Consider the following 25,825-nt stretch of genomic DNA (forward strand, 5'->3'; position numbering starts at 1 on the left):
TTCGAGAGGATCAACGACAATCATGGAAATCCGGATTGGCATTCAGAACGTAGCCCGCGAAGTCGTACTCGAGTCGGAACTGAGCAATGCAGAAGTCAACGAGAAGGTTGCTGCGGCCATTGCCGGCGGTTCGGTGCTGTCCCTGACCGACCCCAAGGGCCGCGAGGTTCTCGTGCCGGCCGCAGGCATCGCCTACGTCGAGGTAGGCCCGGAGGAAGTCCGCCGCGTCGGCTTCGCCCAGTAATTGGCTTTCGGCGGCGCACCACGCCGCCAGCGCCTCGGCCGGCCCCCGCATCCCGCGGGGCCGGCCTTTGCGTTTGAACCCCCGGTCCTAGGTTCACCCCGGCTCCGGCGTGTAGGTTGAGGTAGTACCATCCCGGCAAAGCGTTCAACTTGGAACAGGCAGGCGGCGTACCGTGACCGATCAACGAATCCACGCACCGCGGCAGGTGGCCGCCAGCGACCTGCGCGACCTGCTGCTCGCACTGGAAAGCGAGTTCGAGGTCCCCGGCGAATTCGACGAGCAAACGCTGCAGGCCGCCCAGCAGGCAGTCGCCGATCTGCCGGAGCCCGACGCGGACGATACCGACCTGCCGTTCTTCACCATCGATCCCCCGGGCGCCACCGACCTGGACCAGGCCATGTACCTGGAACGCAAGGGCACCGGCTACCTGGTGCACTATGCCATCGCCGACGTGCCGGCGTTCGTCCGGCTCGGCGGCCTGCTCGACATGGTCTCCCGCGAGCGCGGGCAGACCTTCTACCTGCCGCAGCGCAAGATCACGCTGTACCCGCCGCTGATTTCCGAGGACCGCGGCTCGCTGCTGCCCGACGTGCCCCGGCCCGCCTTCCACTGGCGCATCGCCCTGGACGCCGACGGGGCCCTGGGCGAGGTGCAGCTGACCCGCTCGCAGATCCGCTCCCGCGCGCAGCTGGACTACGAAACCGCCCAGCGGCGCCTCGACTCGGGCGAGGACAACGGACAGCTGCAGCTGCTCGCGGAGATCGGCCAGGCCCGGCTGGTGCAGGAACGGCTGCGCGGAGGCGCCTCCCTGAACCTGCCCGACCAGGAAATCGTTCCGGAGGGCGGCGGGTACAAGCTGGTCAGCCGCACCCCGTTGCCGCTGGAGGAATTCAACGCGCAGATCTCGCTGCTCACCGGCATCGCCGCGGCCCGTCTGATGCTCAAGGCCGGCACCGGGATCCTGCGCACCATGCCGCCGCCTGACCCGCGGGACCTGAAGGCCTTCAGGCAGCAGACCCGGCTGCTGGGCAGCCCCTGGCCCGAGGACATCAGCTACGGCGAGTACCTGCACACCCTTGATGTCAGCGACCCGCGCCAGCTGGTCATCATGCACCGCGCCGCCTCGCTCTTCCGCGGCGCCGACTACCAGGTCATCGCCGGCCAGCCGGAATCCGACCTGGTCCAGGCCGCCCTAGCCGCGCCCTACGCGCACACCACCGCCCCGCTGCGCCGCCTGGTGGATCGCTTCGTGCTGCTGACCTGCCATCTGCTCAGCACCGGGCAGCCGCTGCCCGATGAACTCGACCAGGCGCTGCCCTTGCTGCCGGAGCTGATGCGGACCAGCTCCGCGGCCGCCAACAAGGTGGCCCGGGCCGCGGTGGACCTGCTGGAGGCCTACACCCTGCAGCACCGCATCGGCGAGCAATTCCAGGCCATTGTGCTCACCGCCGCGCAGGGCGCGGCCAACGGGGAGAACAACAACGGCAAGCCGCGGCCCGGGCAGCTGCAGCTGGTCACCGAACCGGTCACCGGCAGCTTCAGCGGCAGCGCGGAAGCCGGCACGCTGGTGAGCGTGAAGCTGGTGGAAGCCGACCCGCGCACCCGCCGGATCCACTTCGAAACGGTGCCCCGCGGCTGACGAACCGCTGAAATCCGGCCAAACAAGTTATGCTGGTCAGTATTACTACTGAGGATGCCCGATCGCACAGCGCTGAAAGTACGACCAGTTACCTGATGACTTCCCAGCGGTCATCATTCCGCAGGACCCCCACGCGGGGCTCCCGCGTGTATCGAGCGATCGGCTCCGCTGGACCCGCCTCCCTTCGGGCGCACCCCCTGGATTTGCAGGGCAGGTCGACCCCGCCGGGAGGCCAACATGAAATGAGACTGAAGACATCGTGAGCGACACGACGCTAACGGCACCAGCTGCCGACACCCCCCAAGAGGACAGCACCCCCGAAGCGGCGAAGCAGAGCTTTGCCGAGCTGGACGTGCGCGAGGACATCGTCGCCTCGCTGCTCGAAGCGGGCATCGAATACCCCTTCCCCATCCAGGCGCTGACCCTTCCGGTGGCCCTAGGCGGCAATGACATCATCGGCCAGGCCAAGACCGGCACCGGCAAGACCTTGGGCTTCGGCATCCCCGCCCTGCAGCGTGTCATCCGCGAGGGCGACGCCGGCTACGGGGACCTGCAGTTCCCCGGCGCCCCGCAGGCCCTGATCGTGGCCCCGACCCGCGAACTGGCCATCCAGGTCGGCGCCGATTTGGCCCAGGCCTCCAAGCACTCGAACATCTCCATCACCACCATCTACGGCGGCCGCCCCTACGAGGAGCAGATCGCAGCCCTGAAGCCCGGCACCGACGTCGTCGTGGGCACCCCCGGACGCCTGATCGACCTGAACCGCCAGCGCGTGCTGAACCTGAAGCAGATCAAGACCGTGGTGCTGGACGAGGCCGACGAGATGCTCGACCTCGGATTCCTGCCCGACGTGGAGCGCATCCTCGCCGCCCTGCCGCCGGTACGCCAGGCAATGCTCTTCTCCGCCACCATGCCGGGCGCCGTGATCACCATGGCCCGCCGCTACATGTCCCGCCCGACGCACATCCGCGCCCAGGACCCGGACGACGACGGCTCGCTGACCAAGCGCAACATCCGCCAGCTGGTCTACCGCGCGCACAACCTGGACAAGGACGAGATGGTCGCGCGCCTGCTGCAGGCCGAGGGCCGCGGCAAAACCATCATCTTCACCCAGACCAAGCGCTCGGCTGCCAAGCTGGCCGACGAGCTGATCGACCGCGGCTTCAACGCCGGTTCGCTGCACGGCGACCTGGGCCAGGGCGCCCGCGAGCAGGCGCTGAAGGCCTTCCGCTCCGGCAAGGTGGAGATCCTGGTCGCCACCGACGTCGCCGCCCGCGGCATCGACGTGGACGACGTCACCCACGTCGTCAACCTGCAGTGCCCGGATGACGAGAACACCTACCTGCACCGCGTGGGCCGCACCGGCCGCGCCGGCAACACCGGCACCGCGGTGACCTTCGTGGATTGGGATTCGGTGCCGCGCTGGTCGCTGATCAACAAGGCCCTGGGCCTGAGCGTGCCCGAGCCGGTGGAAACCTACTCCTCCTCGCCGCATTTCTTCACCGACCTGAACATCCCCAAGGGCACCAAGGGCCGGTTGCCGCGCGCCAAGAAGTCAGCCGCCGCCGAAGGCGACGGCTCTCCGCGCGAGTCCTCCCGCGAGCCCCGAGAGAACCGCGAACGCACCCCGCGCCGCCGCAGCGGTTCGCGCACCCGCACCCGCACCGTGAACGGGCAGACCCAGGAGCGCGGCGCGCGGCAGGATTCCGGCGCCGAGGACCAGGCCGGTGCACGCCACGGCCACTCCAAGGGCCGCCAGGACCGTCCGGGCCGCGAAGCCGAGCGCCATCGCGAATCCCGCGTCTCCGGCGAGGAAGGCGCAGCGCAGGGCACCTCGAAGCCCCGCCGCCGCCGTCCGCGCCGCCGCACCGGCGGAAGCAGCGAGGCAGGCTTGCAGGACTAGTCCTGCCAGCCCCCGCCCGCAGCACTCCGAAAGGATTCAGTACCCAGGTGCTCGCACAACCTGAAGATTCAACCCTGTCCGCGGCCGCGGCGCACTCCGGTTCCCCGGTGAGCGCCCCGGCCGCGGGCAACACCGTGTTCCACGGCGACAACATGTCGGTGCTGGCAAACCTGCCCGATGAAAGCTTCACGCTGATCTACGTGGATCCGCCCTTCAACACCGGGCGCAAGCAGACCCGCGCCGAACGCACCATGGTCCGCGCCGACGAAGGCGAAGGCACCCACGTGGGGTTCAAGGGCCGCAGCTACACGGCGGAAATCGGCCAGTCGCGCTCCTACCACGACAGCTTCGAGGACTACCTCAGCTTCATCGAGCCGCGCCTGCTGGAGGCCTACCGGCTGCTGGCCGAGGACGGCACCCTCTACGTCCACCTGGACTACCGGGAGGTGCACTACGTCAAGGTGCTGCTGGATACGATCTTCGGCCGCGAGTGCTTCCTGAACGAACTGATCTGGGCCTACGACTACGGGGCCCGGGCCAAGAGCCGCTGGCCTGCCAAGCACGACACCATCCTGGTGTACGTGAAGAACCCGAAGAATTACCACTTCGATTCGGCGGAAGTCGACCGCGAGCCCTATATGGCGCCCGGCCTGGTGACGCCGGAAAAGCGGGAGAAGGGCAAGCTGCCCACCGACGTGTGGTGGCATACCATCGTCTCCCCCACCGGCAAGGAGAAGACCGGCTACCCCACCCAGAAGCCCGAGGGCATCCTGCGGCGCATCGTCGCGGCCTCTTCGCGGCCCGGCGACTGGGTGCTTGACTTCTTCGCAGGCTCCGGCACCACCGGTGCGGTGGCCGCGAAGATGGAACGCCGCTTCGTGCTGATCGACCAGAACACTCAGGCGATCGAGGTCATGCACGCCCGGCTGCCCGAAAACACGGTGTTCGCCACCCTGGACGGCTCCCCGGCCCCGGTGCCGCGCCCCGTCGACTAGGACTGCAGCTGCGCGCTGGTTCCGGTGCCCTGCGCCAGGATGCGCTCCAGCATGGCCGGCTCGGTGAGATTCTCGCCGAGCCGGTTCAGTTTTCCGGTGCCGTGGTAGTCCGAGGATCCGGTGACAATCAAGTCGTGCTCCGACGCCAGCGCCAGCAGCTGCTCCTTGCCCTCGGCGCTGTTGTCCCGGTGGTAGACCTCCACCCCGCCCAGCCCGGCCTCGATCATTTCGTGGACCGTCGATTCGGGCACCACCCGTCCGCGCAGCGCTGCCTTCGGGTGGGCGAACACCGGCACGCCGCCGGCCTCGCGCACCAGGCGCACCGCCGCGGCGGGGTTGATGGCAGGATGCGACACGTAGTAGCGCGAGCGCGAGGACAGGATGTTGGCGAACGCCTCGTTCCGATGGGCCACCACCCCTGCGGTCACCAGCGCGTCGGCGATATGCGGTCGGCCCACCGTGGCCCCGGGCTGGCAATGCTCGGTGACCAGCTCCCAGCTGATCGGGTAGTCCTCGGCCAACCGTTCCACGATGCGCTGGGCGCGCACGATCCGCGAATTCAGCGACACGGCCAGCTCGTCGAGCAGCGGCTGGTAGGACGGGTCGTGCAGGTAGGACAGCAGGTGCACGCTGATCCCGTGCGAATCCTGGCAGGTGATCTCCATGCCGGGAATGAACCCGATCCCCAGTTCCTGCGCGGTAACACGTGCCTGGTCCCACCCGCTGGTCTGGTCGTGGTCGGTCAGCGCCACCACGTCCAGCCCCGCCGCGGCCGCCGCGGTGATCAGCTCGGCCGGGGTTTCCGTGCCGTCGGAAACGTTGGAATGGGTGTGCAGGTCGATTCGCATACTCCCTAGAATATCGAAGTGCACACGTTCTTTGGTGGCGCATAGCTGATGGTGACACACTTGAAGTTATGACCAATCAAGTTTCATCGCCTTCGGGCAGCGACCAGCCATTGGAAGACCGCGTGAACAACCGTTCGCAGCGTCCGACCTCCGAATCCTTCAAGCAGTTCATGGCCTCGAACTGGGCCGCCGACACCTCGGCTCTGCCGGACGCCGATCCGTCCGCAGACTACGCGGCCGCCCGCCGCGCCAAGCTCTCCGCCGCCTTCCCGGGCGAGCGCCTGGTCATCCCCGCCGGCCCGCTGAAGGTCCGCTCGAATGACACCGACTACCGCTTCCGCCCGCACTCGGCCTTCGCCCACCTCACCGGCCTGGGCGTCGACCACGAGCCGGACGCAGTGCTGATCCTGGAGCCGACCGACGACGGCGCCGGCGACAACGGCAGCAACCACTCAGCCACCTTGTACTTCGCCCCGATGGCGGGCCGCGATTCCTCGGACTTCTACCTGGATTCGCGTTCCGGCGAGTTCTGGGTGGGCCCGCGCCCGACCCTGAGCACCATGTCCGCCCGCACCGGCATGCCCACCGATTCGCTGGAGCAGCTGGAACTGGCGATCACCAAGAACTCCGGCCCGCAGGCCATGGGCGGCATCCGCATCCGCCTGGTGCGCCAGGTGGACCTGAACGTCGAGGCGCTGGTGGACACCAGCCGCATCAACACCTCGCAGGATCTGGAAGCCTCCGACGCGCTGGACAACGAGCTGGCCGAGTTCGTCTCCGAGCTGCGCCTGGTCAAGGACGACTACGAGATCGCCGAACTGCGCAAGTCGGTGGCGGCGACCATCAACGGCTTCGAGGACGTGGTGCGCAACCTGGATTCGGCCATCGCCCACGAACGCGGCGAACGCATCGTCGAAGGCTCGTTCTTCGCCCGCGCCCGCCTGGAAGGCAACGACCTGGGCTACGACACCATCGCCGCCTGTGGCAACAACGCCACCATCCTGCACTGGATCCGCAACAACGGCGCCGTGAACGAGGGCGAGGTGCTGCTGCTGGACGCCGGCGTCGAAGCCGACTCGCTGTACACCGCGGACATCACCCGCTCCCTGCCGGTCTCCGGCAAGTACACGGACGTCCAGCGCCGCGTCTACGAGGCGGTGCTTGACGCCGCCGACGCCGCCTTCGCCGCGGTCAAGCCGGGCCTGAAGTTCCGCGACCTGCACCAGATCGCCACCCGCGTGCTGGCCGAGCGCCTGGCCGACTGGGGCATCCTGCCGGTCTCCGTGGACGAGGCCATGAGCCCCGAGGGGCAGCAGCACCGCCGTTGGATGCCGCACGGCACCAGCCACCACCTGGGACTGGACGTGCACGACTGCGCCCAAGCCCGCGCGGAACTGTACCTGGATGCCGAGCTGGAAGAGGGCATGGTCTTCACCATCGAGCCTGGCCTGTACTTCAAGAACGAGGACCTGGCGATCCCGCAGGAGTACCGCGGCATCGGCGTGCGCATCGAGGACGACATCCTGGTCACCGCCACCGGCGGCGAGTCGCTGAGCGCCTCGCTGCCGCGCACCGCCGACGACGTCGAGGCCTGGATGGCCAAGCTGCGCGGCTAAGCACCCCGGCTTAAAGACCGCTGGCCTTCATCCGCCCCGAGGGGCTGGCTGAAGGCCAGCGGTCTTTCGTGTTGCCGCTTGCGGCTAGGAGTTCTTGTCCTGGCGGGTTTCCTCCGGCGCGTCCGCAGCAGAGTGCTGCTGCGCTGGCTCATCCGTGCCGTCCTGATCGGAGGCCTGGTCCTGGTCCTTGCGGCGGCCGATCTCAACCGTCGGCTCGACCTCGGACAGGTTCTGGGCCGGGGAGGCAGGCTGGGCCTGCTGGGTTGCTGCCGGCTGCCCGGTTGCCGGCGGGGTCGGCTGCACGCGTACGCCGTAGCGCGGGCGTCCATCCGGAAGGTCCGGGAACTGGCCGCTCGGGGCGTCGGCGGAAGCCGGGGCCGGCTGCTGGGCTGCGCCCGGAGCCTGCACGGTCGCCGGAGCCGCCGGCTGGACAGGGGCGGTCGGCTGCATTTGCTGCCCTGGAAGATTCGAGCCCGGGATGTTCGGGGCCGGAGCGTGCGGACGCATCGGCAGCTTGGAGGCGAGCTGGCGGGCGGCCTGCGCGTTCTCGAAGTCGACGACCACGTCGAAGCTGGTGGCCACGAACTGGCTGGAGGAGGCGAAGTCGCGCTTGCCGCGGCGGGTCGAGTAGCTGATCACCCCGGCGATCATCCAGATGGCCATGCCCAGGCCGATGGCGGACAGGATCTGGTAGATGCCGTTGCCGCCGCCGAACAGCGAGAGCAGCAGGCCCACGAACAGACCCATCATGGCACCCTGCGCGGCGCCGGCCAACGCGACCTTCGGGTAGGACAGCTTGGCGGTCACGCGCTCAACGGTGCGCACGTCGTTGCCCACGATGGTCACGGAGGCCACCGGGAAGTCGTTGTCGGCCAGGTAGTCCACGAGCTTCTGGGCGTCGAGATAGCTGGTGTAACGCCCCAGCAGCTCGCCGCGCGGCAAGCCGTTGGTGCTGATCGAATTTACTCCTTGTGGCGAGGTCATATCTATATTGTGCACGGTGATGCTGTGTTTGCACCCAGTAGTGAAGCGGGGATCACTGAGGGCGAAAGAATCCGCGCCGCGGGTGTGTCACCGCGCACCGCGCGAAGGCACCGGGCACGATAACCTAGAAGGGTGAGCTCACAAGTGTCTAAAATCTTCGTCGCCCGGCTGCTCGGGCTGGACGTCTTCGACCCCCTGGGCGACCGCCTGGGACGCTTGCGAGACGTCGTCGTGGTCTCCCGCGGACCCAAGAAGCCGCCGGCCTGCGTCGGCGTCGTGGTCGAGGTCCCCGGCAAGCGCCGCGTCTTCGTGCCCATGACCCGCATCCAGTCCATGGAATCCACGCAGATCATCTGCTCGGGCCTGGTCAACATGCGCCGCTTCCAGCAGCGCGGCCAGGAGCTGCTGGTCGTGGCCGAGCTGTTCGACCGCACCATCACCTTCACCGACGGCTCAGGCCGCGGCGTCATCGAGGACATCGGCCTGGCCCAGACCCGCCGCGGCGACTGGGAAATCAACCAGTACTACGTGCAGCGCGGCGTGGCAGCGCCAGGACTGCTGGGGCTGCGCAGCCGCAAGCGCGACAAGGTGCTGGTCTCCTGGGAGGACATCCGCCACGGCAACCAGAGCGAGCCGCAGTCAGCCGACACCTTCGTGGCCACGCACGACGACATGAAGGCCGCCGACTTCGCCGACGCGCTGCATGAGATGAACGAGAAGCGCCGCCTGGAAATCGCCGCGCACCTGCAGGACGAGCGCCTGGCCGACGTGCTGCAGGAGCTGCCTGACCGCGAGCAGGTGGAGATCCTCTCCGCGCTGGGCCTGGAGCGCGCAGCCGACGTGCTGGAGGAAATGGACCCGGACGACGCCGCCGACCTGCTCTCCGAGGTCTCCGAGGAAACCAAGCACCAGCTGCTGGAACTCATGAACGAGGAGGAGGCCAAGGACGTGCGCCGCCTGCTGGCCTACCCGGAAGGCACCGCCGGCTCGGTGATGACCCCGGTTCCGGTGATCCTCACCCCCGAATCCACCGTCGCCGAGGCGCTGGCCTCGGTGCGCATGGAGGAGCTCTCCCCCGCCCTGGCCTCCACCGTGTACGTGGTGCGCCCGCCGCTGGAGACCCCCACCGGCCGCTACCTGGGCCAGGTGCACATCCAGGCGCTGCTGCGCGCCGCCCCGCCCGAACCGCTGGGCGACATCCTGGACACCGAGCTGGAGCCGATGTCCGACCTGGCGAACATCTCAGAGGTCGTGCGCCACCTGGCCACCTACAACCTGACCAGCGTCGGGGTGACCAACAAGGAGGGCCGCCTGGTCGGGGCGATCACCGTGGACGACGTGCTCGACCACATCCTGCCCGACGACTGGCGTTCGCAGGACTAAGAACTTTGGAACCGGCTCGCCGGTTCACCCGGCCCCGGCGCAGCCCGGAGCCGAACGACACAGATCAGTAGCAAAGGAGTTCACCACCATGGCTGAACAGCGCAAGACCAGTGGCCTGGACACTCCCCTTGCAGCCCGCAAACGCTTCTGGCCGAAGTTCTCCCCGGACCCCGACGCGTTCGGCTCCACGACGGAGAAGTTCGCGCGCTTCATGGGCACCCCGCAGTTCCTGCTCTACATGACGATCTTCTGCGCCTTCTGGCTGATCTGGAACTCCGTGGCCCCGGCGGCCTGGCGCTTCGACGACGCCTCCATCGGCTTCACCGCGCTGACTCTGATGCTCTCGCTGCAGGCCTCCTATGCCGCGCCGCTGCTGCTGCTGGCGCAGAACCGCCAGGACGACCGCGACCGTGTGTCGCTGTCCGAAGACCGGGCGCGGGCCGAACGCAACCTCTACGACACCGAGTACCTCACCCGCGAGCTGGCCAGCCTGCGCCTGGCGCTGCGCGATGTCGCCACGCGCGACTACGTGCGCTCGGAGCTGCGCAACGTGCTGGAGGAGCTGCTGGAGACCGCCGACGGCGAAGAGCTGAACCTGCGCGCCAAGCGCAAGTCCAAGGGCGGCAACCCGCAGACCGGCCTCATCGACACGGTGCAGCCGGGCCAGAATTCCAACCGAAAGAACATCTAGTCGTGAGTTCGAACGAAGCACTGTTCACGGCGCTGGCCACGGTCATCGACCCGGAACTGCGCCGGCCCATCACCGAGCTGGGCATGGTGGGCGGCGCTCGGTTGGACGGCACCCGCGCCGAGGTTACCATCCTGCTGACCATCGCCGGCTGCCCGCTGCGCTCCACCATCGAGGCCGACGTGCGCGCGGCCCTGCTGCCGCTGCCGGGCGTGGACCAGGTCGAGGTGGTCCTGGACGTGATGGATCCGCAGCAGCGCGCGGCCCTGCGCGAGCAGCTGGCCAGCCGCCGCACCCCGTTCTCCGATCCCGCCTCGCTGACCCGCGTCATCGCGGTGGCCAGCGGCAAGGGCGGGGTGGGCAAGTCCTCCATCACCGCCAACCTGTCCACCGCGTTGGCCGCCCGAGGCTTCAAGGTCGGGCTGATCGACGCCGACGTGCACGGCTTCTCCATCCCGTCGCTGATGGGCATCAACCAGAACCCCACGCGGGTGGATGACATGATCCTGCCGCCGGTGGCCCACGGGGTGAAGGTCATTTCCATCGGCATGTTCCTGGATTCGAACCAGCCGGTGATCTGGCGCGGGCCCATGCTGCACCGCGCGCTGGAGCAGTTCCTGTCCGACGTCTACTTCGGGGATCTGGACTTCCTGTTCCTGGACCTGCCGCCGGGCACCGGGGATATCGCGATCTCCGTGTCCCAGCTGCTGCCCAACAGCGAACTGATGGTCATCACCACCCCGCAGTCAACCGCCACCGAGGTGGCCGAGCGCGCCGGCACCATTGCCTTGCAGACCAAGCAGAAGGTCATCGGCGTGGTGGAGAACATGAGCCACCTGCAAATGCCCGACGGCAGCAGGATGGAAATCTTCGGCTCCGGCGGCGGCGCCAAGCTCAGCGAATCGCTGAGCGACCAGCTGGGCTACCCGGTGCCGCTGCTGGCGCAGCTGCCCCTGGAGGAAGCCCTGCGCGAAGGCTCGGACCAGGGCACCCCGGTGGTGCTCTCCGCCCCGCAATCCCAGAGCGCCATCGAGCTGTCCGCGCTGGCCGAATCGTTGGGCCAGCGTCCCCGCGGCTTGGCCGGGCGCAGCCTGCCGATGTCAATCCAGTAGCGACCGGCGGATATTCCAGCGCTGTCCGCGCGAAACGCGCCGGAGCCTGGCGAATAGGGCAAAATCGAGTAGGTGGGGGTGTCTAACCCCCACCTCTCACACCACCGGACATGCGGGCCCGCATCCGGCGGTTCGCCAAGTCATTGAAACCGATCCCACGCCCGGCGAAAGAACACCACACCCAGATCCTCCCAATAAGTGGTAGGCAAGGCACGATGGAGAATCGGGGACTTCGCCACACGCCAATACGCGCGCGAACTTTCCCCCCACTGATAGGCCATATCCTTCACAATCCCGAGGCGACGAAGATTCGCCACCCGAGTGCGAGGAAGCTTCCATTCCTTCCAGCGAATCTGACGCAACCGACGCCTGAACCATTTGTCCAGGACGGTGAACCTCTTGCTAGTCATCGCCAGCCGGAAATAGCCCATCCAACCCCGAACACATTTGTTCAGTTCACCGATGCGGTAGCCCATCGACACACTCCACCGCCGAGACGTCAGATCACGGATCCGTCTCTTCATGCGCAACCACGCCTTCGGAGCAACCCGAATCCCGACCTTCCGTCCTTTGACGAAGTAGAAACCAAAACCCAGCAAAGTAGCTACATTCGCCGGATTGATCACTGATTTCTGCCGATTCACCCTCAGCTTCAAGCGCTGTTCAAGGACTTTCGTCGCCTGATCCAGCACCCGTTCGGCAGCACGCTTCGACTTCACGAACACCCTAATATCGTCCGCATAACGGACAAAACGGTGCCCCCGAGAGGCGAATTCCTGATCAAAGTCATCCAGCATGATATTCGAGAGCAACGGCGATAACGGAGACCCCTGCGGGGTACCCTCGCTCGTTTCCCTCCGAACACCCTGGGCCATGATTCCGGCCTTCAAATACTTCCGGACCAGCTTCAGGACTCGCTTGTCTTTCACCTTCCGCGCAACCCTGGACATGAGCACGTCATGATTCACCCGATCAAAGAATGCATCAAGGTCAACCTCGACCACCCACCGATAGCCCTGCTCAATGACCGTACGAGCCACGACCACGGCTTGATGGGCGCTCTTGCCCGGCCGGAATCCATAGGCCACCGGCACGAACCCCTCATCGAAAATCGGGGACAAGACTTGCGCGAGAGCTTGCTGGATCAACCGATCCAGCACGGACGGAACGCCCAGCATCCGTTGACCGCCGTCAGGCTTCGGAATCATCACCTGACGCACCGGCAACGGCGCATACGTTCCTGCATCAAGCGACTTCCGGGTCTCTATCCAGTGCTCATGGCACCATTGGCGCAGTTCATGCGCTTGGAGTCCATCGACACCGGCAGCACCTTTATTCCGCTCAACACGTTTCAATGCAACCAGCAAGTTGCCCCGCGAGAACACCTGCTCCCACAAGTCAACTCCCTGATCCCTGAGCTCCTCCCCACCGACCACCGGTTCACTACTACGCACAGAAGAAGACGAAGAGACCAAAGGTTCCATCGAGCACTCCTAAATTTCTTCCGCCCCACGAAAAATGGGCGACTGCGATTACAGCAATGAACACGAGCATCAATGCTTCAGATACTCAATTCCCAGCGTTCAGCCCTTCCCTGCCTCCGTCATCGACCACAACAGGTCTCGGGCTTACGCTCGGGCTCCTCGCCCGAAGTGAATTCCCAGACAGGTACTATGACCTCTGCTGACTTCTGTCCCATCAATCCCGCCCTCACGGACAAGATCGCTTCACCAGCATTGCTGATAACGCACTGGGACAGACCTCCCCAGATAAGAACATCCACTTTCCCCCTGCGCCTGCCACATTTACACATCCGCCGTTTGTTGATGGAACAAAACCGATGGGACGGGCTTCACCATCTTTTGCTGGCTTACCCCGACGAACATGCCTTCTATGTGGTTCGTGTTCCTCAGTGCAGAGTTTTGCCTCCAGCTTCCTTCCCACCCCACCTCGCGGTGACGCAGTTGCCATTGGCTAGGCCTTAAACCATCTTCCCGGCCAGAGGACTTTCACCTCCAAGTAGATGCCCATGCTGGGCGTACAAAATCCCCGGTCCTGCAGTTCGAGAACTGCAGGACCGGAGATCTTCTGCCGTCTATGGTGGCTTGCTGGTCTAGGTGGCTTCGTCGTCGAATGGGGCGCTCTCGTTCACGCCCAGCGGAGCCTGGGTGGCGGTATGGGTGGCCACGGGGGTGCGCACCGGGGCTGCCTCGACCGAGGAAGGCTTGCCCTTGGCCACGTTGACCGCGTCGTCGAATTCGTCGATGAGCGCTTCCTTGATGATGCGCCGAGGGTCGTATTGGCGCGGATCCAGCTTGCGCCAGTCCATGTCGGCAACTTCGTCGCCGACTTCCTCGCGCAACTGCTCCTTGGCTCCGTTGGCCATGCGGCGAATTTCCTTGACGAGGTTCGCCAGCTTTTTGGCGTATTCAGGAAGCTTCTCGGGGCCGAGCACGACGACCGCGATAATGGCGAGAATAACGAACTCGCCGCCATTGATACCTAGAAAATCCACAACACCAAGATTACCTTGTCCGAGACCAACTCACTAAGCCACCGGCGTTGCGGCCGAAAGGTGTCCTAGCCCTGCGCTGCAGTGCGGCGGCCCAACGGAATGCGCGGCAGCGACATGGTCTTGGCCGGCTTGTTGGACGGGTTGCGGTGCGCCAGGGCATCGCGCAGCATCGCCCGTCCGCGGTGGATGCGTGAACGCACGGTGCCAAGCTTCACGTCCAGGATGCGGGAAACTTCTTCGTACGAAAACCCTTCCATGTCACATAGGACGATTGCTGCCCTGAATTCCGGGGTCAACGCCTTCAGCGCCGCTTGAACATCCACGTCGAGATTGTGGAATTCAAAGTAGCGCTCCGGGGAGAGCACCTCTCCTGGAAGCCGGTCCTCGGAGCCTTCGGCAAACCGGTCAAAGCGAATCTTGCTCTTCCGGCGCGCCTGGTCGAGGAACAGGTTGGTGGTAATGCGGTGGAGCCAGCCGCCCATGGTGCCCGGGGTGTACTTGTCCAGGGCCTTGAACGCACGGACGAATGCCTCCTGCGAAAGGTCCTCGGCATCCTGGCGGTTTCCGGTGAGCCGGTAGGCCAGCCGGAAGACGCGCTCACCATGCTCGTGAACCATCTGATCCCAGGACGGAACCACAGTCTCGGGGACTGCCAGGGTGGCTGTTGAGTCATTTTGTGCATCATTCACACTTAAAGTATGTGCGCCGAAGCTGAGCTACAGCTAAGAATCGCCTGCGCGGAGGATATCAAGTTCTGCGGGGCAATGCCGGTCGTGTGGGTAACATTGGTGTTGTCCCGATACGCACGATCCCTAGGACTTGTCCCCGATGCCTTCCATGAATCCAGAACTTCTTGCGAGCTGGAGCTATGCCCAGACCCAGGTCCACGAGAAGGAGCACGTGGCGCTGGTTCGCGAGCGCTCTGCCGATCTGGGGGTGCGCTGCATCGATCCTGCCGGTCGCTCGATGCTGCAGGTGATCTGTTCCCTGCGCCAGCCGCGCAACCTCGTGGAGATCGGCCCCGGTGTCGGTGTGGCGTCGCTGGCGATGCTCGAGGTCCTCGGACCGGAGAGCACCCTGACTGCGATCGAGTCCAACCTTGAGCACGCCAATGCGATGCGCCAGTCGCTGCGCGAGGCCGGAGTTCCATCGGCCCACGCCCGCATCATCAACGAGCGGGCCGAGAACGTGCTCTCACGCCTGGCGGACCACGCCTACGACCTGGTGCTGATCGACGCAGGTGCCGAGCTGCTGCTGGAATACGTGGCCGAAGCCAAGCGGCTCGTCGGCCCGCGCGGGGTCATCATCATCAACAACGCGTTCGACGAGCACCGGCTGTCCAAGCCGGCCGTGCGCCGCCCGTCCACCGTAGCCACCCGCGACGCGCTGCGTTTGCTGCGTGAGGACCCGAAGATCCAGACCCATTTGCTGCCCAGCGAGCAGGGGCTGTTCGTCGCTTCGGTGCTGCCGGCGGCCCGGGTGCGCTAGGAATCTTCCGCAACCACAAAAAGGACCGACAGATTGTCGGTCCTTACTTGTTTCGGCCGGCTTGCGAACCGGCGGCTCTAGCTATTCGGTGACATCAACCAGGCAGTTGCGCAGCTCAGTTGCTTCATCGTTGTTCAGCTCGACAACGAGGCGTCCACCGCCGTCAATAGGCAGCCGCAGGATCAGGCTTCGCCCCTCCTTGGTGACTTCCATCGGACCGTCACCGGTGCGTGGCTTCATCGCAGCCATGTAAGCAATTCCCTTCGTCCGTGGCTGGTACGGGGCGGCAAGTTCATTCGCCGTCCGCACAACCGCATGCCTGGCCCATCTTCAGGTGTAATTCATCTCTGATTAGGGGCCACTTGTCTCCTATTATTGCGAATTTTCCGCCGTGTCGCTAATCACACGCCGTGACTCGATGTCACGAATCACATTTTCCAGCCGGGTGATTTCCGCCGCGAGGACATCCAGGGTGTCGTCCACCTGGTCGCAGCGATAGCCGCGAAGACCCAGCGAGAAGCGCACCTTGTCGACATCGGTGGCCCGCGGATGCTCGGGCAGCAGCACCGGCGGCAGCGAGGCTTCCGGCTCCGCCAAACCCACGATGGGTTCGGGAACCGCTTCGAAATGACGCCCCGCATCGGCGGCCCGACGACGCCCGGAAAGCAACAGGGCGGTCCCGCCGACGACTAGCAGCGCAAGGAAAACCAGTACAAGCGGCATCCAGCTAGCTCCTGTCCATTGACGGGCGCTTGGATGCCGCACGCCCTGCGTTCAGCACGATCTGCACCGCCTCGTCCGGATCATCGGTCACCGTGAACAGGTCGAGGTCGGTTTCCGAAATGCAGCGCTCCCTGGCCACCGTGTCCTTGAGCCACTGCACCAGGCCGCCCCAGTACTCGGTGCCCAGCAGGACGATCGGGAAACTAGTGATCTTCTGCGTCTGGACCAGCGTGAGCGCCTCGAATAGTTCATCCAAGGTGCCGAAACCGCCGGGCAGGACGATGAAGCCCTGCGAGTACTTGACGAACATGGTCTTGCGCACGAAGAAGTAGCGGAAGTTGATGCCCTTGTTCACCCAAGCGTTCAGCCCGGTTTCAAAGGGCAGTTCGATTCCCAGACCGATGGAAATGCCTTCGGCGTCAGCCGAGCCCATATTCGCGGCTTCCATGGTTCCCGGACCGCCGCCGGTAATCGTGGTGACGCCGGCCTTCGCCAGCAGCTCCCCCACGCGGTAGGCCTGTTTGTAGTAAGGACTGTCGGGATCCGTGCGCGCCGAACCGAACACGGCAACGGCAGGGCCGGTGCTGGACAGGGTGCCGAAACCGCTGACGAACTCGGACTGGATGCGCAACACGCGCCACACATCGGTATGCGTTACATCCGGTTGCGGGCTCTCAAGCAGGTAGCGGTCAAGCTGCTCTTCGGACTTCTTGCCAGGCCAGCTCGCCTCGACGTGCCTCCGTCCGCCAGCACGAGCACTCTCTTCACTCTTACGCTTATGAACCATAGCTTCACTCTATCTGCTGCGTGTCGCGTTCCACGTCAACCTTGGGGACGGTATTTAAGAACAGTTTGATAACAACTTGGTGTGACCTGAACGAATAGTCGCGTAGGGTGCGTCACATCGAGTAATGTCGAGAACATGAAAAGCGATCATCAGGCTCAAGCTTCTTCTGATGGCCCCATTGTCCGTCTGGTTGGGGTCAATAAGCACTTCGGTGCGCTGCACGTCTTGAATGACATCAACCTGGATGTCGTGAAGGGCGAGGTTGTCGTGATCCTCGGCCCTTCGGGCTCCGGCAAGTCAACCCTGTGCCGCGCCATCAATCGTTTGGAGACGATCGACGACGGCACCATCACCATCGACGGGAAGAAGCTTCCCGAAGAAGGCAAGGCGCTGGCCCGGCTGCGGGCCGATGTCGGCATGGTGTTCCAGTCCTTCAACCTCTTCGCGCACAAGACCATCCTTGAGAACGTGACCCTCGGGCCGATCAAGGTCAAGGGCATGAAGAAATCCGCGGCGGACAAGCTGGCCATGCAGCTGCTCGAACGCGTCGGCGTCGCCAACCAGGCAGCCAAGCTGCCGGCTCAGCTCTCCGGCGGCCAGCAACAGCGTGTAGCCATCGCGCGCGCCTTGGCCATGCGGCCGAAGGTGATGCTGTTCGACGAACCGACCAGCGCGCTGGACCCGGAAATGATCAACGAGGTCCTGGACACCATGGTCTCGCTCGCCCGTGAAGGCATGACCATGCTGGTGGTGACCCACGAGATGGGTTTCGCCCGCAAGGCCGCGGACCGCGTGATTTTCATGGCAGACGGGCAGATCGTCGAACAGGCCACCCCGGAAGAATTCTTCACCAATCCCCAGAGTGCGCGAGCCAAGGACTTCCTCGGCAAGCTCATCACCAACCACTAGCTCTCATCACCCACTCACCAGGAGGAACAATGCGGAAAAATCGTTTTGGCGCAATTGCTGCAATGGCGGCCGTCGCGGCTCTGACCCTGACCGCCTGCGGCGGCTCTGACAACGCCGGCGACGAAGGCGGCGACAAGGTTCGCATCGGCATTAAGTTCGACCAGCCGGGCCTCGGCTTCCAAGACGGCAGCTCCTACACCGGCTTCGACGTCGATGTCGCCAAGTACGTGGCCAACGAGCTGGGCTACTCGGAAGACAAGATCGAATTCGTCTCGGCCCCGTCGGCCAACCGCGAAACCCTGCTGGAGACCAACCAGGTCGACATGATCTTCGCGACCTACACCATCAACGACAAGCGCAAGGAACGCGTCGCGTTCGCCGGCCCGTACTTCATCGCCGGCCAGGATCTGCTGGTCCGCGCCGATGACAGCTCGATCACCGGCAAGGACTCGCTGAACGGCAAGAAGCTGTGCTCGGTCACCGGCTCGACCTCGGCCGAGAACGTCAAGAAGGACGTACCCGGTGTGAGCTTGGTTGAGCAGCAGGGTTACGCAGACTGCTTGGGCCTGCTGGAGACCGGCAGCATCGACGCCATCACCACCGACGACATCATTCTCGCCGGCCTGGCAGCGACCTCCGCCAACAAGGGCAAGTTCAAGGTTGTCGGCAACCCATTCTCCGAGGAGCCGTACGGCGTGGGTCTGAACAAGACCAACGACAAGTGCGAGTCCATCAACACGGCGATCAAGAAGATGATCGATTCCGGCGAGTGGCAGAAGGCCTTGGACAAGAACACCGAGGGCACCGGCTACAAGGCCTCGGATCTGAACCCGCCAACCAAGTTCGAAGCCTGCAGCTAACTTCTTAGCTAGACCCCCGACCTGCGGTGCTGCACCGGACTGCGAAGCCCGGGTGCAGCACCGCAGGCAACCAGCTCATCCATCTACCAAGGAGAACAAGCCGTGCAAGGCTATTTGAGTCTTTGGGATGAATACGGTGCGCGCATCATGGAGTCCTTCTGGGCCAACCTGCAGCTCACCTTCTGGGCGTTTATTGCCTGCGCAATCCTGGGCACGATTCTCGCAATCATGCGAATTTCGCCAATCCCCAGCCTGCGAGCATTCGGCACCGCCTATGTAAACATCTTCCGAAACACCCCGCTGACCATCATCATGACCTTCGGCGTCCTGGTCTTGTTCGGCGTCTTCCAGCTCCAGCTGTCCGATGATTTCAATTTCAACTTCTTCCAGATCGCCATCATCGGCCTGACCATCTACCATGCGGCGTTCTTCTGCGAAGCCATCCGCTCGGGCGTGAACACCGTTCCGCTGGGCCAGGCCGAAGCCGCCCGCGCCATCGGCTTGGGCTTCCTGCCGGCCGCGCGGCTGGTCATTCTCCCGCAGGCATTCCGCGGGGCCATCGTTCCCATGGGCAACGTGCTCATCGCATTGATCAAGAACACCACGGTCGCCCTGGCAGGCTCCGTGGCCGAGATCTCGGGCCTCATGAAGACCATGATCGAGTACCGGGCCGATCAGGGCATCCTGATCTTCCTGACCATCGCCCTCATGTTCGTGGTCATCGTGGTGCCGATCGGCATACTGGTGACCTGGCTGTCCAAGAAGCTGGCGGTGGCACGATGAGCGCGGCAAAGCAGTCGGTCCTCTTCGACGCCCCGGGGCCCAAGGCCAAGCGGCGCATCCTGCTGATCAACATCCTCGGTGTGCTCGCCCTGCTGGGGTTGCTCGTCTATCTGGTCCTCGGCCTGAACTCCGCAGGACAACTGGCACCGGAGAAATGGAATGTCTTCCTCAAGGGCGGGGTCTGGAGCAACTTCATCCTGCCGGGTCTGCTCAAGACCCTGCAGGCGGCCGCGATCTCCATCGTGACCTCGTTGATCTTCGGCTTCATCTTCGGCATGGGGCGCCTGTCCCACAACAAGGTGATCGACTGGATCAGCACGATCGTCGTCGAGTTCTTCCGTGCGGTCCCGGTCCTGCTGATGATGCTGTTCCTGTGGATCATGCTCGCCCGCTCCGGCTGGGTGGAACCGCAGGATTCGCCGTTCTACGCGGTGGTCATCGGCCTGACACTGTACAACGGTTCCGTCATTGCCGAGCTGATCCGCTCGGGCGTGCATGGGCTGCCGCGGGGGCAGCGCGAGGCGGGCATCGCCATCGGCCTGACCCGCAGCCAGAGCTTGCGCCTGATCGAGATCCCGCAGGCGTTGACCGCCATGCTGCCGGCCTTGATCAGCCAGTTCATCGTGATCCTGAAGGACTCCGCGCTGGGCTACATCATCAATTTCAACGAGCTGCTGTTCAACGGCAAGCTGGTGGGTACCGGCAACTCGAACATGTTCCAGTCGCTGGTCATCGTTGCGGCGATCTTCATCATCCTGAACTTCGCCCTGTCCAAGCTGGCTTCCGTGGTGTCCTCGCGGCTCAGCTCGCGTGGCCAGCTCTGATTCCTCGCCGACAGCACAAAGACCTCGGGTCGCGTTCCCTTGCGGAACGTGACCCGAGGTCTTTAATCTTCGCGCCTAGCCGAGCCAAGAGCGCAGCGAGGACAGGCAGTCCCGGATCGCCTGCTGCGGCACGTGTTCATCGTCCGAGTGCGCCAGCAGCGCATCCCCGGGGCCGAAGTTCACCGCGGGAACGCCGAGGGCGGAGAAGCGGGCGACATCGGTCCAGCCGTACTTCGGCTTGGGCTCCTGGCCCAGGATGGAGATCAGCTCGGCGGCGATCTGTTGGTCCAGGCCCGGGCGGGCGCCGTTGGAGCCGTCGGTGCGTTCGATGTCGAAGCCGTCGAACAGCTCCAGCACCACGGCTTCGGCCTGCTCCAGGGTCTTGTCCGGGGCGAAGCGGTAGTTCACCTCCACCTCGCAGTGGTCCGGGATCACATTGCCGGCCACTCCCCCGGCGATGCGCACCGCGTTCATGCCCTCGCGGAATTCCAGGCCTTCGACGTTGATGGTCTGCGGCTGATACTCGGCCAGCCGGCGCAGCACCTGAGAGGCATCGTGGATCGCGTTGTGCCCCATCCAGGCGCGGGCCGAATGCGCGGCGGTGCCGTGGGTGCGGATCACGAAGCGGCTGGTGCCGTTGCATCCGCCTTCCACCGTGCCGTTGGTGGGCTCGAGCAGTATCGCAAAGTCGGCGGCCAGCAGCTGGGGGCTGTTGCGGGCCAGGCGTCCCAGGCCGGACTTGGATGCGGCGACTTCCTCGTGGTCGTAGAAGATGTAGGTGATGTCGTGCTTCGGCTCGGTGAGCTCGGCGGCCAGCGCCAGCTGCACTGCGACCCCGCCCTTCATGTCGGTGGCGCCCCGCCCGTAGAGCACCCCGTCGATCACCTGCGCCGGGACGGTGCCCCTGGCTCCGTCGGTGCGTGGCAAGGGCACGGTGTCCAGGTGTCCGGCCAACACGACGCGGCGGTCGCGGCCCAGGTTGGTGCGGGCGACGATCGAGTCCCCATCACGATGCACCTGGAGGTGGTCGAATTCCAGCAGCGCGGCGTGCACCTTGTCGGCCAGTTCCTGCTCATCGCCGGAGACCGAATTGATGTTCATGAGCTGCTCAGTCAGCACTGCAACGTCCTGCCGCAGGTCTAGGTCGTTCACGGTATTCATGGTCCTACAATCATCGCTTCACTAGCTTGTCATCTAACAACGTTACCTTTCCCATCAGCGATACGATCAGTGTATGACTTCAGAACCTGTGACCTCATCCAGCGAATCCTCCGTACGATTGGCATCAGGCCACGGCCTTGCCACCATCGCCGCCGACGGCACCGTCCTGGACGTGTGGTACCCGGCACCTACGCTCGGTGAACTCGCAGCAGCAGAACAGCTCGCCGGCGAACTGGCCGCCGCCGCGGCCGACGATGCCGCCCGCGGCACCACGCAGAAGGTCGTGTCCCTGACCATCAACCTGGACGTCGCCCCGGCGGATACCGCCGATGTGTGGCTGCGCCTACACCTGCTTTCGCACCGTTTGGTGCAGCCGAACACCATCAACCTGGACGGCATCTTCGGCCACCTGGCCAACGTGGCGTGGACCAACTTCGGCCCGTGCCAGGTCGAGAACTTCGAAATGACCCGGCTGAAGCTGCGCAGCCGCGGCAACGTCGACGTGTACGGCGTGGACAAGTTCCCACGCATGGTCGACTACGTCATGCCATCGGGTGTGCGCATCGCCGACGCTGACCGCGTCCGCCTCGGCGCGCATCTGGCCGCGGGCACCACCGTGATGCACGAGGGCTTCGTGAACTTCAATGCCGGAACCCTGGGCGCTTCCATGGTCGAGGGCCGCATTTCCGCCTCGGTCGTCGTGGGCGACGGCTCGGACGTGGGCGGCGGCGCGTCCATCATGGGCACACTCTCCGGCGGCGGCAAGGAGCGCATCGTCATCGGCGAACGTGTGCTGCTCGGAGCCAATGCAGGCGTGGGTATTTCCATCGGCGACGACTCGGTAGTGGAGGCCGGCCTGTACGTCACCGCCGGCACCCGTATCGCCCTCGGCGGGAAAACCGTCAAGGCCCTGGAGCTTTCCGGCGTGCCGAATCTGCTCTTCCGCCGCAACTCGATTTCCGGAGCCGTCGAGGCCCTGCCGCGCGCAGGCCAGACTGTGGAGCTGAACGACGCGCTGCACGCCAACTAGGCTGGCGCTGCACCGAATATCGAGGCCGGAAAACCCCACCATGCGGGTTCTCCGGCCTCTTTTCTCCTGCAGCGCATTCCGCTAAATCGGAAAGATGATGGTGACCATGGGCTGGAGAAAACCCTGGAATGCCGTTGAGTCGCGCAGGAGCGCCGAACTGGCCAGGATCGTGGATCCTCCGGTCAGCCAGGCCCTCGGCTCCTTCAGGGGCACCTCAATCACGTTGATCTGCTTTTCTTCCGCAACCGGCGCATGCTCGATGCCCCGTTCGATCAGCAGCTGTTCAATTTCGTCCATGCGGTCCGGGATGTAGTCCTGGCTGCGCCGCTCGAAGTCTTCGGCATGCTGGTGGGCGAACAACGTTGCCTGGCCGTAGTGCGGCCGGGCCAGCCGGGCTAGCTCGGGATACCCGTTGACCTCAAGCCACTCCAAGAGATTATCAGGAACCTGGACCGGAGTTTGCGGGGAGGTATCGCGAGTTGTCAGCGAATCCCACCATGAGCTCCATTCCTGCTTGATCTGCCCATGCTCTGAATGCGAACCGGTGCGTTCCTTCACGTCCGGTTCGAGTCTGCAGTTCGGACCTACCTCGGCGGGATTCACGCCTGCCAGCTCCCGCAGATACAGGGCCATCAGCAGATGAGGATCTGTATATATGCTCAGCGACCAGTTATTACCACGACGAAAATACATCCAAACCACCTGACATGCCGACGTGTCGAAAGCATCCCCATAACGACACAATACGCCTGATTCCGGGGTTAAAACAGCGTTGGGCCGGGACCCCATTGCGGATGGAGTCCCGGCCCAACGGCTGGGTACAGGCTACCTGGCGGTCTTAGACGCCCGGGTAGTTGCGGGCGGTTTCGCCCATATACAGCTGGCGCGGACGGCCGATCTTGGTTTCCGGATCGCTGATCATTTCGCGCCACTGGGCAATCCAGCCCGGCAGGCGGCCGATGGCGAACAGCACGGTGAACATCTTCTCCGGGAAGCCCATCGCGGTGTAGATCAACCCGGTGTAGAAGTCCACGTTCGGGTAGAGCTTGCGCGAGATGAAGTAATCGTCGTTCAGTGCCTTCTCTTCAAGGCTCATCGCGATATCGAGCAGCTCGTTGTTGCCCTGCTTGGCCAGCAGGTCGTGGGCGGTCTGCTTGATGATCTTCGCGCGCGGATCGTAGTTCTTGTACACGCGGTGGCCGAAGCCCATCAGGCGGACGCCGTCTTCCTTGTTCTTGACCTTCTCCATGAAGGTCTCAGGAGCGATGCCCTGGGCCTTGATGTCGCGCAGCATGCGCAGCACTGCCTCATTGGCGCCGCCGTGGGCGGGGCCGGACAGGGCGTGGATGCCTGCGGACACCGAAGCGAACAGGTTGGCGTCCGAGGAGCCGACCAGGCGAACGGTGGAGGTAGAGCAGTTCTGCTCGTGGTCTGCGTGCAGGATCAGCAGCAGGTCAAGTGCCTTGACCATTTCCGGATCCAGCTCGTATGGCTCGGCGGCGGTGCCGAAGCACAGGCGCAGGAAGTTCTCGACCATGTTCATCGAGTTGTCCGGGTACAGCAGAGCCTGACCGATGGACTTCTTGTGGGCGTAGGCCGCCAGCACCGGCAGCTTGGCCAGCAGGCGCAGGGTCGAACGCTCAACCTGTTCGTTGTCTGATGGGTCCAGCGAATCCTGGTACCAGGTCGACAGGGCCGAAACGGCCGAGGACAGCACCGGCATCGGGTGTGCATCGCGCGGGAAGCCGCCGAAGAAGCCCTTGAGCTCTTCATGCAGCAGGGTGTGGCGGCGCAGGCTGCCATCGAAGTTTGCCAGCTGCTCAGGGGTCGGCAGTTCACCGTTGATCAGCAGGTAGGAGACCTCGGTGAAGCTGGAGTGCTCTGCCAGCTGCTCGATCGGGTATCCGCGGTAACGCAGGATGCCGGCATCGCCATCGATGTAAGTAATTGCGGACTTGGTAGCCGCGGTGTTCATGAAGCCAGGGTCGTAAGTGACGTTACCGGTGGTCTTCAAAAGTGGTGCTACGTTGAATCCATTGTTGCCCTCGGTAGCCGGGATAACCGGCAGTTCGAGATTGGACCCGTTGAATTGTAGCTGTGCAGACGTCGTGTCTGTCATTGCATCTCCTAACCGGAAAGCGTGTAGTTCCGAAAGGTCAGTCGTCATCCTAGAACATACCGTGATATGTCCCCATGGCGCTAATCAGGGTGTCATGTTCAGCGGTTGACGGAAGAATTCAAGCGCTCAACGGCAGCGGCGATCCTCTCATCGCTGGCCGTCAGTGCGACGCGTACGTGCTGCTCGCCGGCGGTGCCGTAGAAAACACCGGGACCTGCGACAATTCCCAACTCAGCCAGGCGCTGGATGGTTTCGAAGCTTGGCCGTTGCTCGGTGCACCAGAGGTACAGGCCGGCGACCGAATCATCAATCTGCAGTCCGAAGTTCCGCAGCGCCGGCGCCAGCGCTTCGCGGCGCGCCCGATAGATATCGTATTGCACCCTGACATGCTCTTCATCGCCCAGGGCGACGACCATTGCGTGCTGGATCGGGCCCGGGACGATCATCCCGGTATGCTTGCGGCTGTTGACCAGCTCAGGCATGAGATTCGGCGCACCGGCGATGAAGGCCGCGCGGTAGCCGGCAAGATTCGACTGCTTGGACAGCGAGTACAGGGCGAACAGGTTATCGAGGTTTCCCCCATTGACGCGAGGGTCAAGGATGCTCGGCACCTGGCCGCGGACGTCGTCCCAGCCCAGTTCGGCGTAGCATTCGTCCGAGGCCACCACGGCGCCCAGCTCGCGGGCCTGCCGGACGATGTCGGCCAAATCCTGCACATCGCGGACCTTACCGGTCGGGTTGCCCGGGGAGTTCACCCAGATGAGCTTGACCTTGGCCAGCTGCTCGTCGGTCAGTTCAGACAGGTCGTCGGTCGCGACGGGGGTGGCGCCCACCAGCTGCGCGCCGATGTCGTAGGTCGGGTACGCGATCTTCGGACGCACCACGATGTCGCCGGCCCCGAGGCCTAGGAACAACGGCAGCCAGGCCACCATTTCCTTGGAGCCCACGGTGGGCATCACGTCGTCCAGTCCCAGCCCGGTCACGTTGCGGCGGCGGGCGAACCAGTCGACAATCGCCTGGCGGACTTCGGTGGTTCCGTGGGTCGTCGGGTAGCCGTGGGAATTCGCGGCCGAGGCCAGCGCGTCCTGGATGATCTGCGGCGTGTCGTCGATCGGCGTGCCGATGGACAGATCCACGACCCCGCCTGGGTGTTGCGCCGCCAGCTCGCGGTATGGCGCGAGCTGGTTCCAGGGGTAATCGGGGAGCTGAAGCAT

The 25,825-nt window shown here is 64.6% G+C and carries 26 protein-coding genes; 14 read left to right on the forward strand and 12 right to left on the reverse strand.

Annotated features, from left to right (window positions below; all coding sequences use genetic code 11):
• Nucleotides 1–22 precede the first annotated feature (22 nt).
• The 4 genes from RF641_RS09340 to RF641_RS09355 all read left to right on the forward strand — a co-directional run bounded on the left by RF641_RS09340 (nucleotide 23) and on the right by RF641_RS09355 (nucleotide 4,781).
• Nucleotides 23–244: a DUF3107 domain-containing protein gene (locus tag RF641_RS09340; protein WP_053798445.1), complete on the forward strand. Its 222-nt coding sequence runs from the start codon at nucleotides 23–25 to the stop codon at nucleotides 242–244.
• Nucleotides 245–416: 172 nt separating this feature from the next.
• Entirely contained in the window at nucleotides 417–1,883 is a 1,467-nt protein-coding gene (locus RF641_RS09345) for an RNB domain-containing ribonuclease (protein WP_424573040.1), read from the forward strand.
• Nucleotides 1,884–2,142: 259 nt separating this feature from the next.
• Nucleotides 2,143–3,786, forward strand: coding sequence for a DEAD/DEAH box helicase (locus tag RF641_RS09350; RefSeq protein ID WP_424573041.1), 1,644 nt, complete (start codon nucleotides 2,143–2,145; stop codon nucleotides 3,784–3,786).
• Between the two features lie 152 nt (nucleotides 3,787–3,938).
• Nucleotides 3,939–4,781: a DNA-methyltransferase gene (locus RF641_RS09355; protein ID WP_424573139.1), complete on the forward strand. Its 843-nt coding sequence runs from the start codon at nucleotides 3,939–3,941 to the stop codon at nucleotides 4,779–4,781.
• On the opposite strand, the gene RF641_RS09360 is transcribed toward RF641_RS09355, so the two are convergent.
• Nucleotides 4,778–5,629 (reverse strand): PHP domain-containing protein, encoded by an 852-nt coding sequence (locus RF641_RS09360; RefSeq protein ID WP_424573042.1) that lies wholly within the window; start codon nucleotides 5,627–5,629, stop codon nucleotides 4,778–4,780. The two genes, RF641_RS09355 and RF641_RS09360, sit on opposite strands and share 4 nt — an antisense overlap.
• Before the next feature lie 68 nt (nucleotides 5,630–5,697).
• Between RF641_RS09360 and RF641_RS09365 the strand changes: the two genes are divergently transcribed.
• On the forward strand, nucleotides 5,698–7,245 hold the full coding sequence (locus tag RF641_RS09365; RefSeq protein ID WP_424573043.1) for an aminopeptidase P family protein: 1,548 nt from the start codon (nucleotides 5,698–5,700) through the stop codon (nucleotides 7,243–7,245).
• 84 nt (nucleotides 7,246–7,329) lie between these two features.
• On the opposite strand, the gene RF641_RS09370 is transcribed toward RF641_RS09365, so the two are convergent.
• Nucleotides 7,330–8,229, reverse strand: a complete 900-nt coding sequence (locus RF641_RS09370) for a general stress protein (RefSeq protein WP_202605319.1) — start codon at nucleotides 8,227–8,229, stop codon at nucleotides 7,330–7,332.
• A 144-nt stretch (nucleotides 8,230–8,373) separates the two neighbouring features.
• Between RF641_RS09370 and RF641_RS09375 the strand changes: the two genes are divergently transcribed.
• The 3 genes from RF641_RS09375 (at nucleotide 8,374) to RF641_RS09385 (ending at nucleotide 11,412) form a co-directional block, all read left to right on the forward strand.
• Nucleotides 8,374–9,612: a magnesium transporter MgtE N-terminal domain-containing protein gene (locus tag RF641_RS09375; RefSeq protein ID WP_424573044.1), complete on the forward strand. Its 1,239-nt coding sequence runs from the start codon at nucleotides 8,374–8,376 to the stop codon at nucleotides 9,610–9,612.
• An 88-nt stretch (nucleotides 9,613–9,700) separates the two neighbouring features.
• Complete coding sequence (locus RF641_RS09380) at nucleotides 9,701–10,303, forward strand: DUF1003 domain-containing protein (protein WP_047119558.1); 603 nt, start codon at nucleotides 9,701–9,703, stop codon at nucleotides 10,301–10,303.
• A gap of 2 nt (nucleotides 10,304–10,305) precedes the next feature.
• Nucleotides 10,306–11,412 (forward strand): Mrp/NBP35 family ATP-binding protein, encoded by a 1,107-nt coding sequence (locus RF641_RS09385; RefSeq protein WP_424573045.1) that lies wholly within the window; start codon nucleotides 10,306–10,308, stop codon nucleotides 11,410–11,412.
• A gap of 140 nt (nucleotides 11,413–11,552) precedes the next feature.
• On the opposite strand, the gene ltrA is transcribed toward RF641_RS09385, so the two are convergent.
• The 3 genes from ltrA to sigE form a co-directional block, all read right to left on the reverse strand.
• Complete coding sequence (gene ltrA / locus RF641_RS09390) at nucleotides 11,553–12,896, reverse strand: group II intron reverse transcriptase/maturase (RefSeq protein ID WP_424573046.1); 1,344 nt, start codon at nucleotides 12,894–12,896, stop codon at nucleotides 11,553–11,555.
• A gap of 629 nt (nucleotides 12,897–13,525) precedes the next feature.
• On the reverse strand, nucleotides 13,526–13,927 hold the full coding sequence (locus RF641_RS09395) for a sec-independent translocase (RefSeq protein WP_047119560.1): 402 nt from the start codon (nucleotides 13,925–13,927) through the stop codon (nucleotides 13,526–13,528).
• Nucleotides 13,928–13,992: 65 nt separating this feature from the next.
• On the reverse strand, nucleotides 13,993–14,616 hold the full coding sequence (gene sigE, locus RF641_RS09400; protein WP_424573047.1) for an RNA polymerase sigma factor SigE: 624 nt from the start codon (nucleotides 14,614–14,616) through the stop codon (nucleotides 13,993–13,995).
• 148 nt (nucleotides 14,617–14,764) lie between these two features.
• On the opposite strand from sigE, the gene RF641_RS09405 reads away from it, so the two are divergent.
• Nucleotides 14,765–15,415, forward strand: a complete 651-nt coding sequence (locus tag RF641_RS09405; RefSeq protein ID WP_424573048.1) for an O-methyltransferase — start codon at nucleotides 14,765–14,767, stop codon at nucleotides 15,413–15,415.
• An 81-nt stretch (nucleotides 15,416–15,496) separates the two neighbouring features.
• Here the strand turns inward: RF641_RS09405 and RF641_RS09410 are convergent, their stop codons facing one another.
• The 3 genes from RF641_RS09410 to RF641_RS09420 form a co-directional block, all read right to left on the reverse strand.
• On the reverse strand, nucleotides 15,497–15,664 hold the full coding sequence (locus RF641_RS09410; protein ID WP_082123932.1) for a DUF3117 domain-containing protein: 168 nt from the start codon (nucleotides 15,662–15,664) through the stop codon (nucleotides 15,497–15,499).
• Between the two features lie 123 nt (nucleotides 15,665–15,787).
• Entirely contained in the window at nucleotides 15,788–16,138 is a 351-nt protein-coding gene (locus tag RF641_RS09415) for a DivIVA domain-containing protein (protein WP_053798454.1), read from the reverse strand.
• 4 nt (nucleotides 16,139–16,142) lie between these two features.
• The gene (locus RF641_RS09420) at nucleotides 16,143–16,925 is read right to left on the reverse strand and encodes a TIGR00730 family Rossman fold protein (protein WP_053798455.1); all 783 of its coding nucleotides are present in this window, start codon (nucleotides 16,923–16,925) and stop codon (nucleotides 16,143–16,145) included.
• A gap of 135 nt (nucleotides 16,926–17,060) precedes the next feature.
• On the opposite strand from RF641_RS09420, the gene RF641_RS09425 reads away from it, so the two are divergent.
• The 4 genes from RF641_RS09425 to RF641_RS09440 all read left to right on the forward strand — a co-directional run bounded on the left by RF641_RS09425 (nucleotide 17,061) and on the right by RF641_RS09440 (nucleotide 20,301).
• Complete coding sequence (locus RF641_RS09425; protein ID WP_053798456.1) at nucleotides 17,061–17,834, forward strand: amino acid ABC transporter ATP-binding protein; 774 nt, start codon at nucleotides 17,061–17,063, stop codon at nucleotides 17,832–17,834.
• A gap of 29 nt (nucleotides 17,835–17,863) precedes the next feature.
• Nucleotides 17,864–18,694: a glutamate ABC transporter substrate-binding protein gene (locus tag RF641_RS09430; protein ID WP_047119565.1), complete on the forward strand. Its 831-nt coding sequence runs from the start codon at nucleotides 17,864–17,866 to the stop codon at nucleotides 18,692–18,694.
• A 102-nt stretch (nucleotides 18,695–18,796) separates the two neighbouring features.
• Entirely contained in the window at nucleotides 18,797–19,477 is a 681-nt protein-coding gene (locus RF641_RS09435; RefSeq protein ID WP_047119566.1) for an amino acid ABC transporter permease, read from the forward strand.
• On the forward strand, nucleotides 19,474–20,301 hold the full coding sequence (locus RF641_RS09440; protein WP_053798457.1) for an amino acid ABC transporter permease: 828 nt from the start codon (nucleotides 19,474–19,476) through the stop codon (nucleotides 20,299–20,301). The genes RF641_RS09435 and RF641_RS09440 overlap by 4 nt, the downstream gene beginning before the upstream one ends.
• Before the next feature lie 75 nt (nucleotides 20,302–20,376).
• On the opposite strand, the gene dapE is transcribed toward RF641_RS09440, so the two are convergent.
• Nucleotides 20,377–21,462 (reverse strand): succinyl-diaminopimelate desuccinylase, encoded by a 1,086-nt coding sequence (dapE, locus tag RF641_RS09445; RefSeq protein ID WP_424573049.1) that lies wholly within the window; start codon nucleotides 21,460–21,462, stop codon nucleotides 20,377–20,379.
• A 73-nt stretch (nucleotides 21,463–21,535) separates the two neighbouring features.
• Here dapE and dapD point away from each other — a divergent pair, with 73 nt between their 5' ends.
• Nucleotides 21,536–22,492 carry a 2,3,4,5-tetrahydropyridine-2,6-dicarboxylate N-succinyltransferase gene (gene dapD, locus RF641_RS09450; RefSeq protein ID WP_047119569.1) on the forward strand — a complete coding sequence of 319 codons (957 nt, stop codon included), beginning with the start codon at nucleotides 21,536–21,538 and terminating at the stop codon, nucleotides 22,490–22,492.
• 81 nt (nucleotides 22,493–22,573) lie between these two features.
• Here dapD and RF641_RS09455 read toward each other — a convergent pair whose 3' ends face one another.
• The 3 genes from RF641_RS09455 to dapC all read right to left on the reverse strand — a co-directional run bounded on the left by RF641_RS09455 (nucleotide 22,574) and on the right by dapC (nucleotide 25,825).
• Entirely contained in the window at nucleotides 22,574–23,125 is a 552-nt protein-coding gene (locus RF641_RS09455) for a hypothetical protein (RefSeq protein WP_047119570.1), read from the reverse strand.
• Nucleotides 23,126–23,330: 205 nt separating this feature from the next.
• Nucleotides 23,331–24,611, reverse strand: a complete 1,281-nt coding sequence (locus RF641_RS09460) for a citrate synthase (RefSeq protein ID WP_047119571.1) — start codon at nucleotides 24,609–24,611, stop codon at nucleotides 23,331–23,333.
• Between the two features lie 98 nt (nucleotides 24,612–24,709).
• Nucleotides 24,710–25,825: a succinyldiaminopimelate transaminase gene (gene dapC / locus RF641_RS09465; RefSeq protein WP_424573050.1), complete on the reverse strand. Its 1,116-nt coding sequence runs from the start codon at nucleotides 25,823–25,825 to the stop codon at nucleotides 24,710–24,712.

The sequence above is a fragment of the Arthrobacter sp. 'calajunan' genome (genome assembly GCF_046940185.1).
Classification (GTDB): Bacteria; Actinomycetota; Actinomycetes; order Actinomycetales; family Micrococcaceae; genus Glutamicibacter; species Glutamicibacter soli.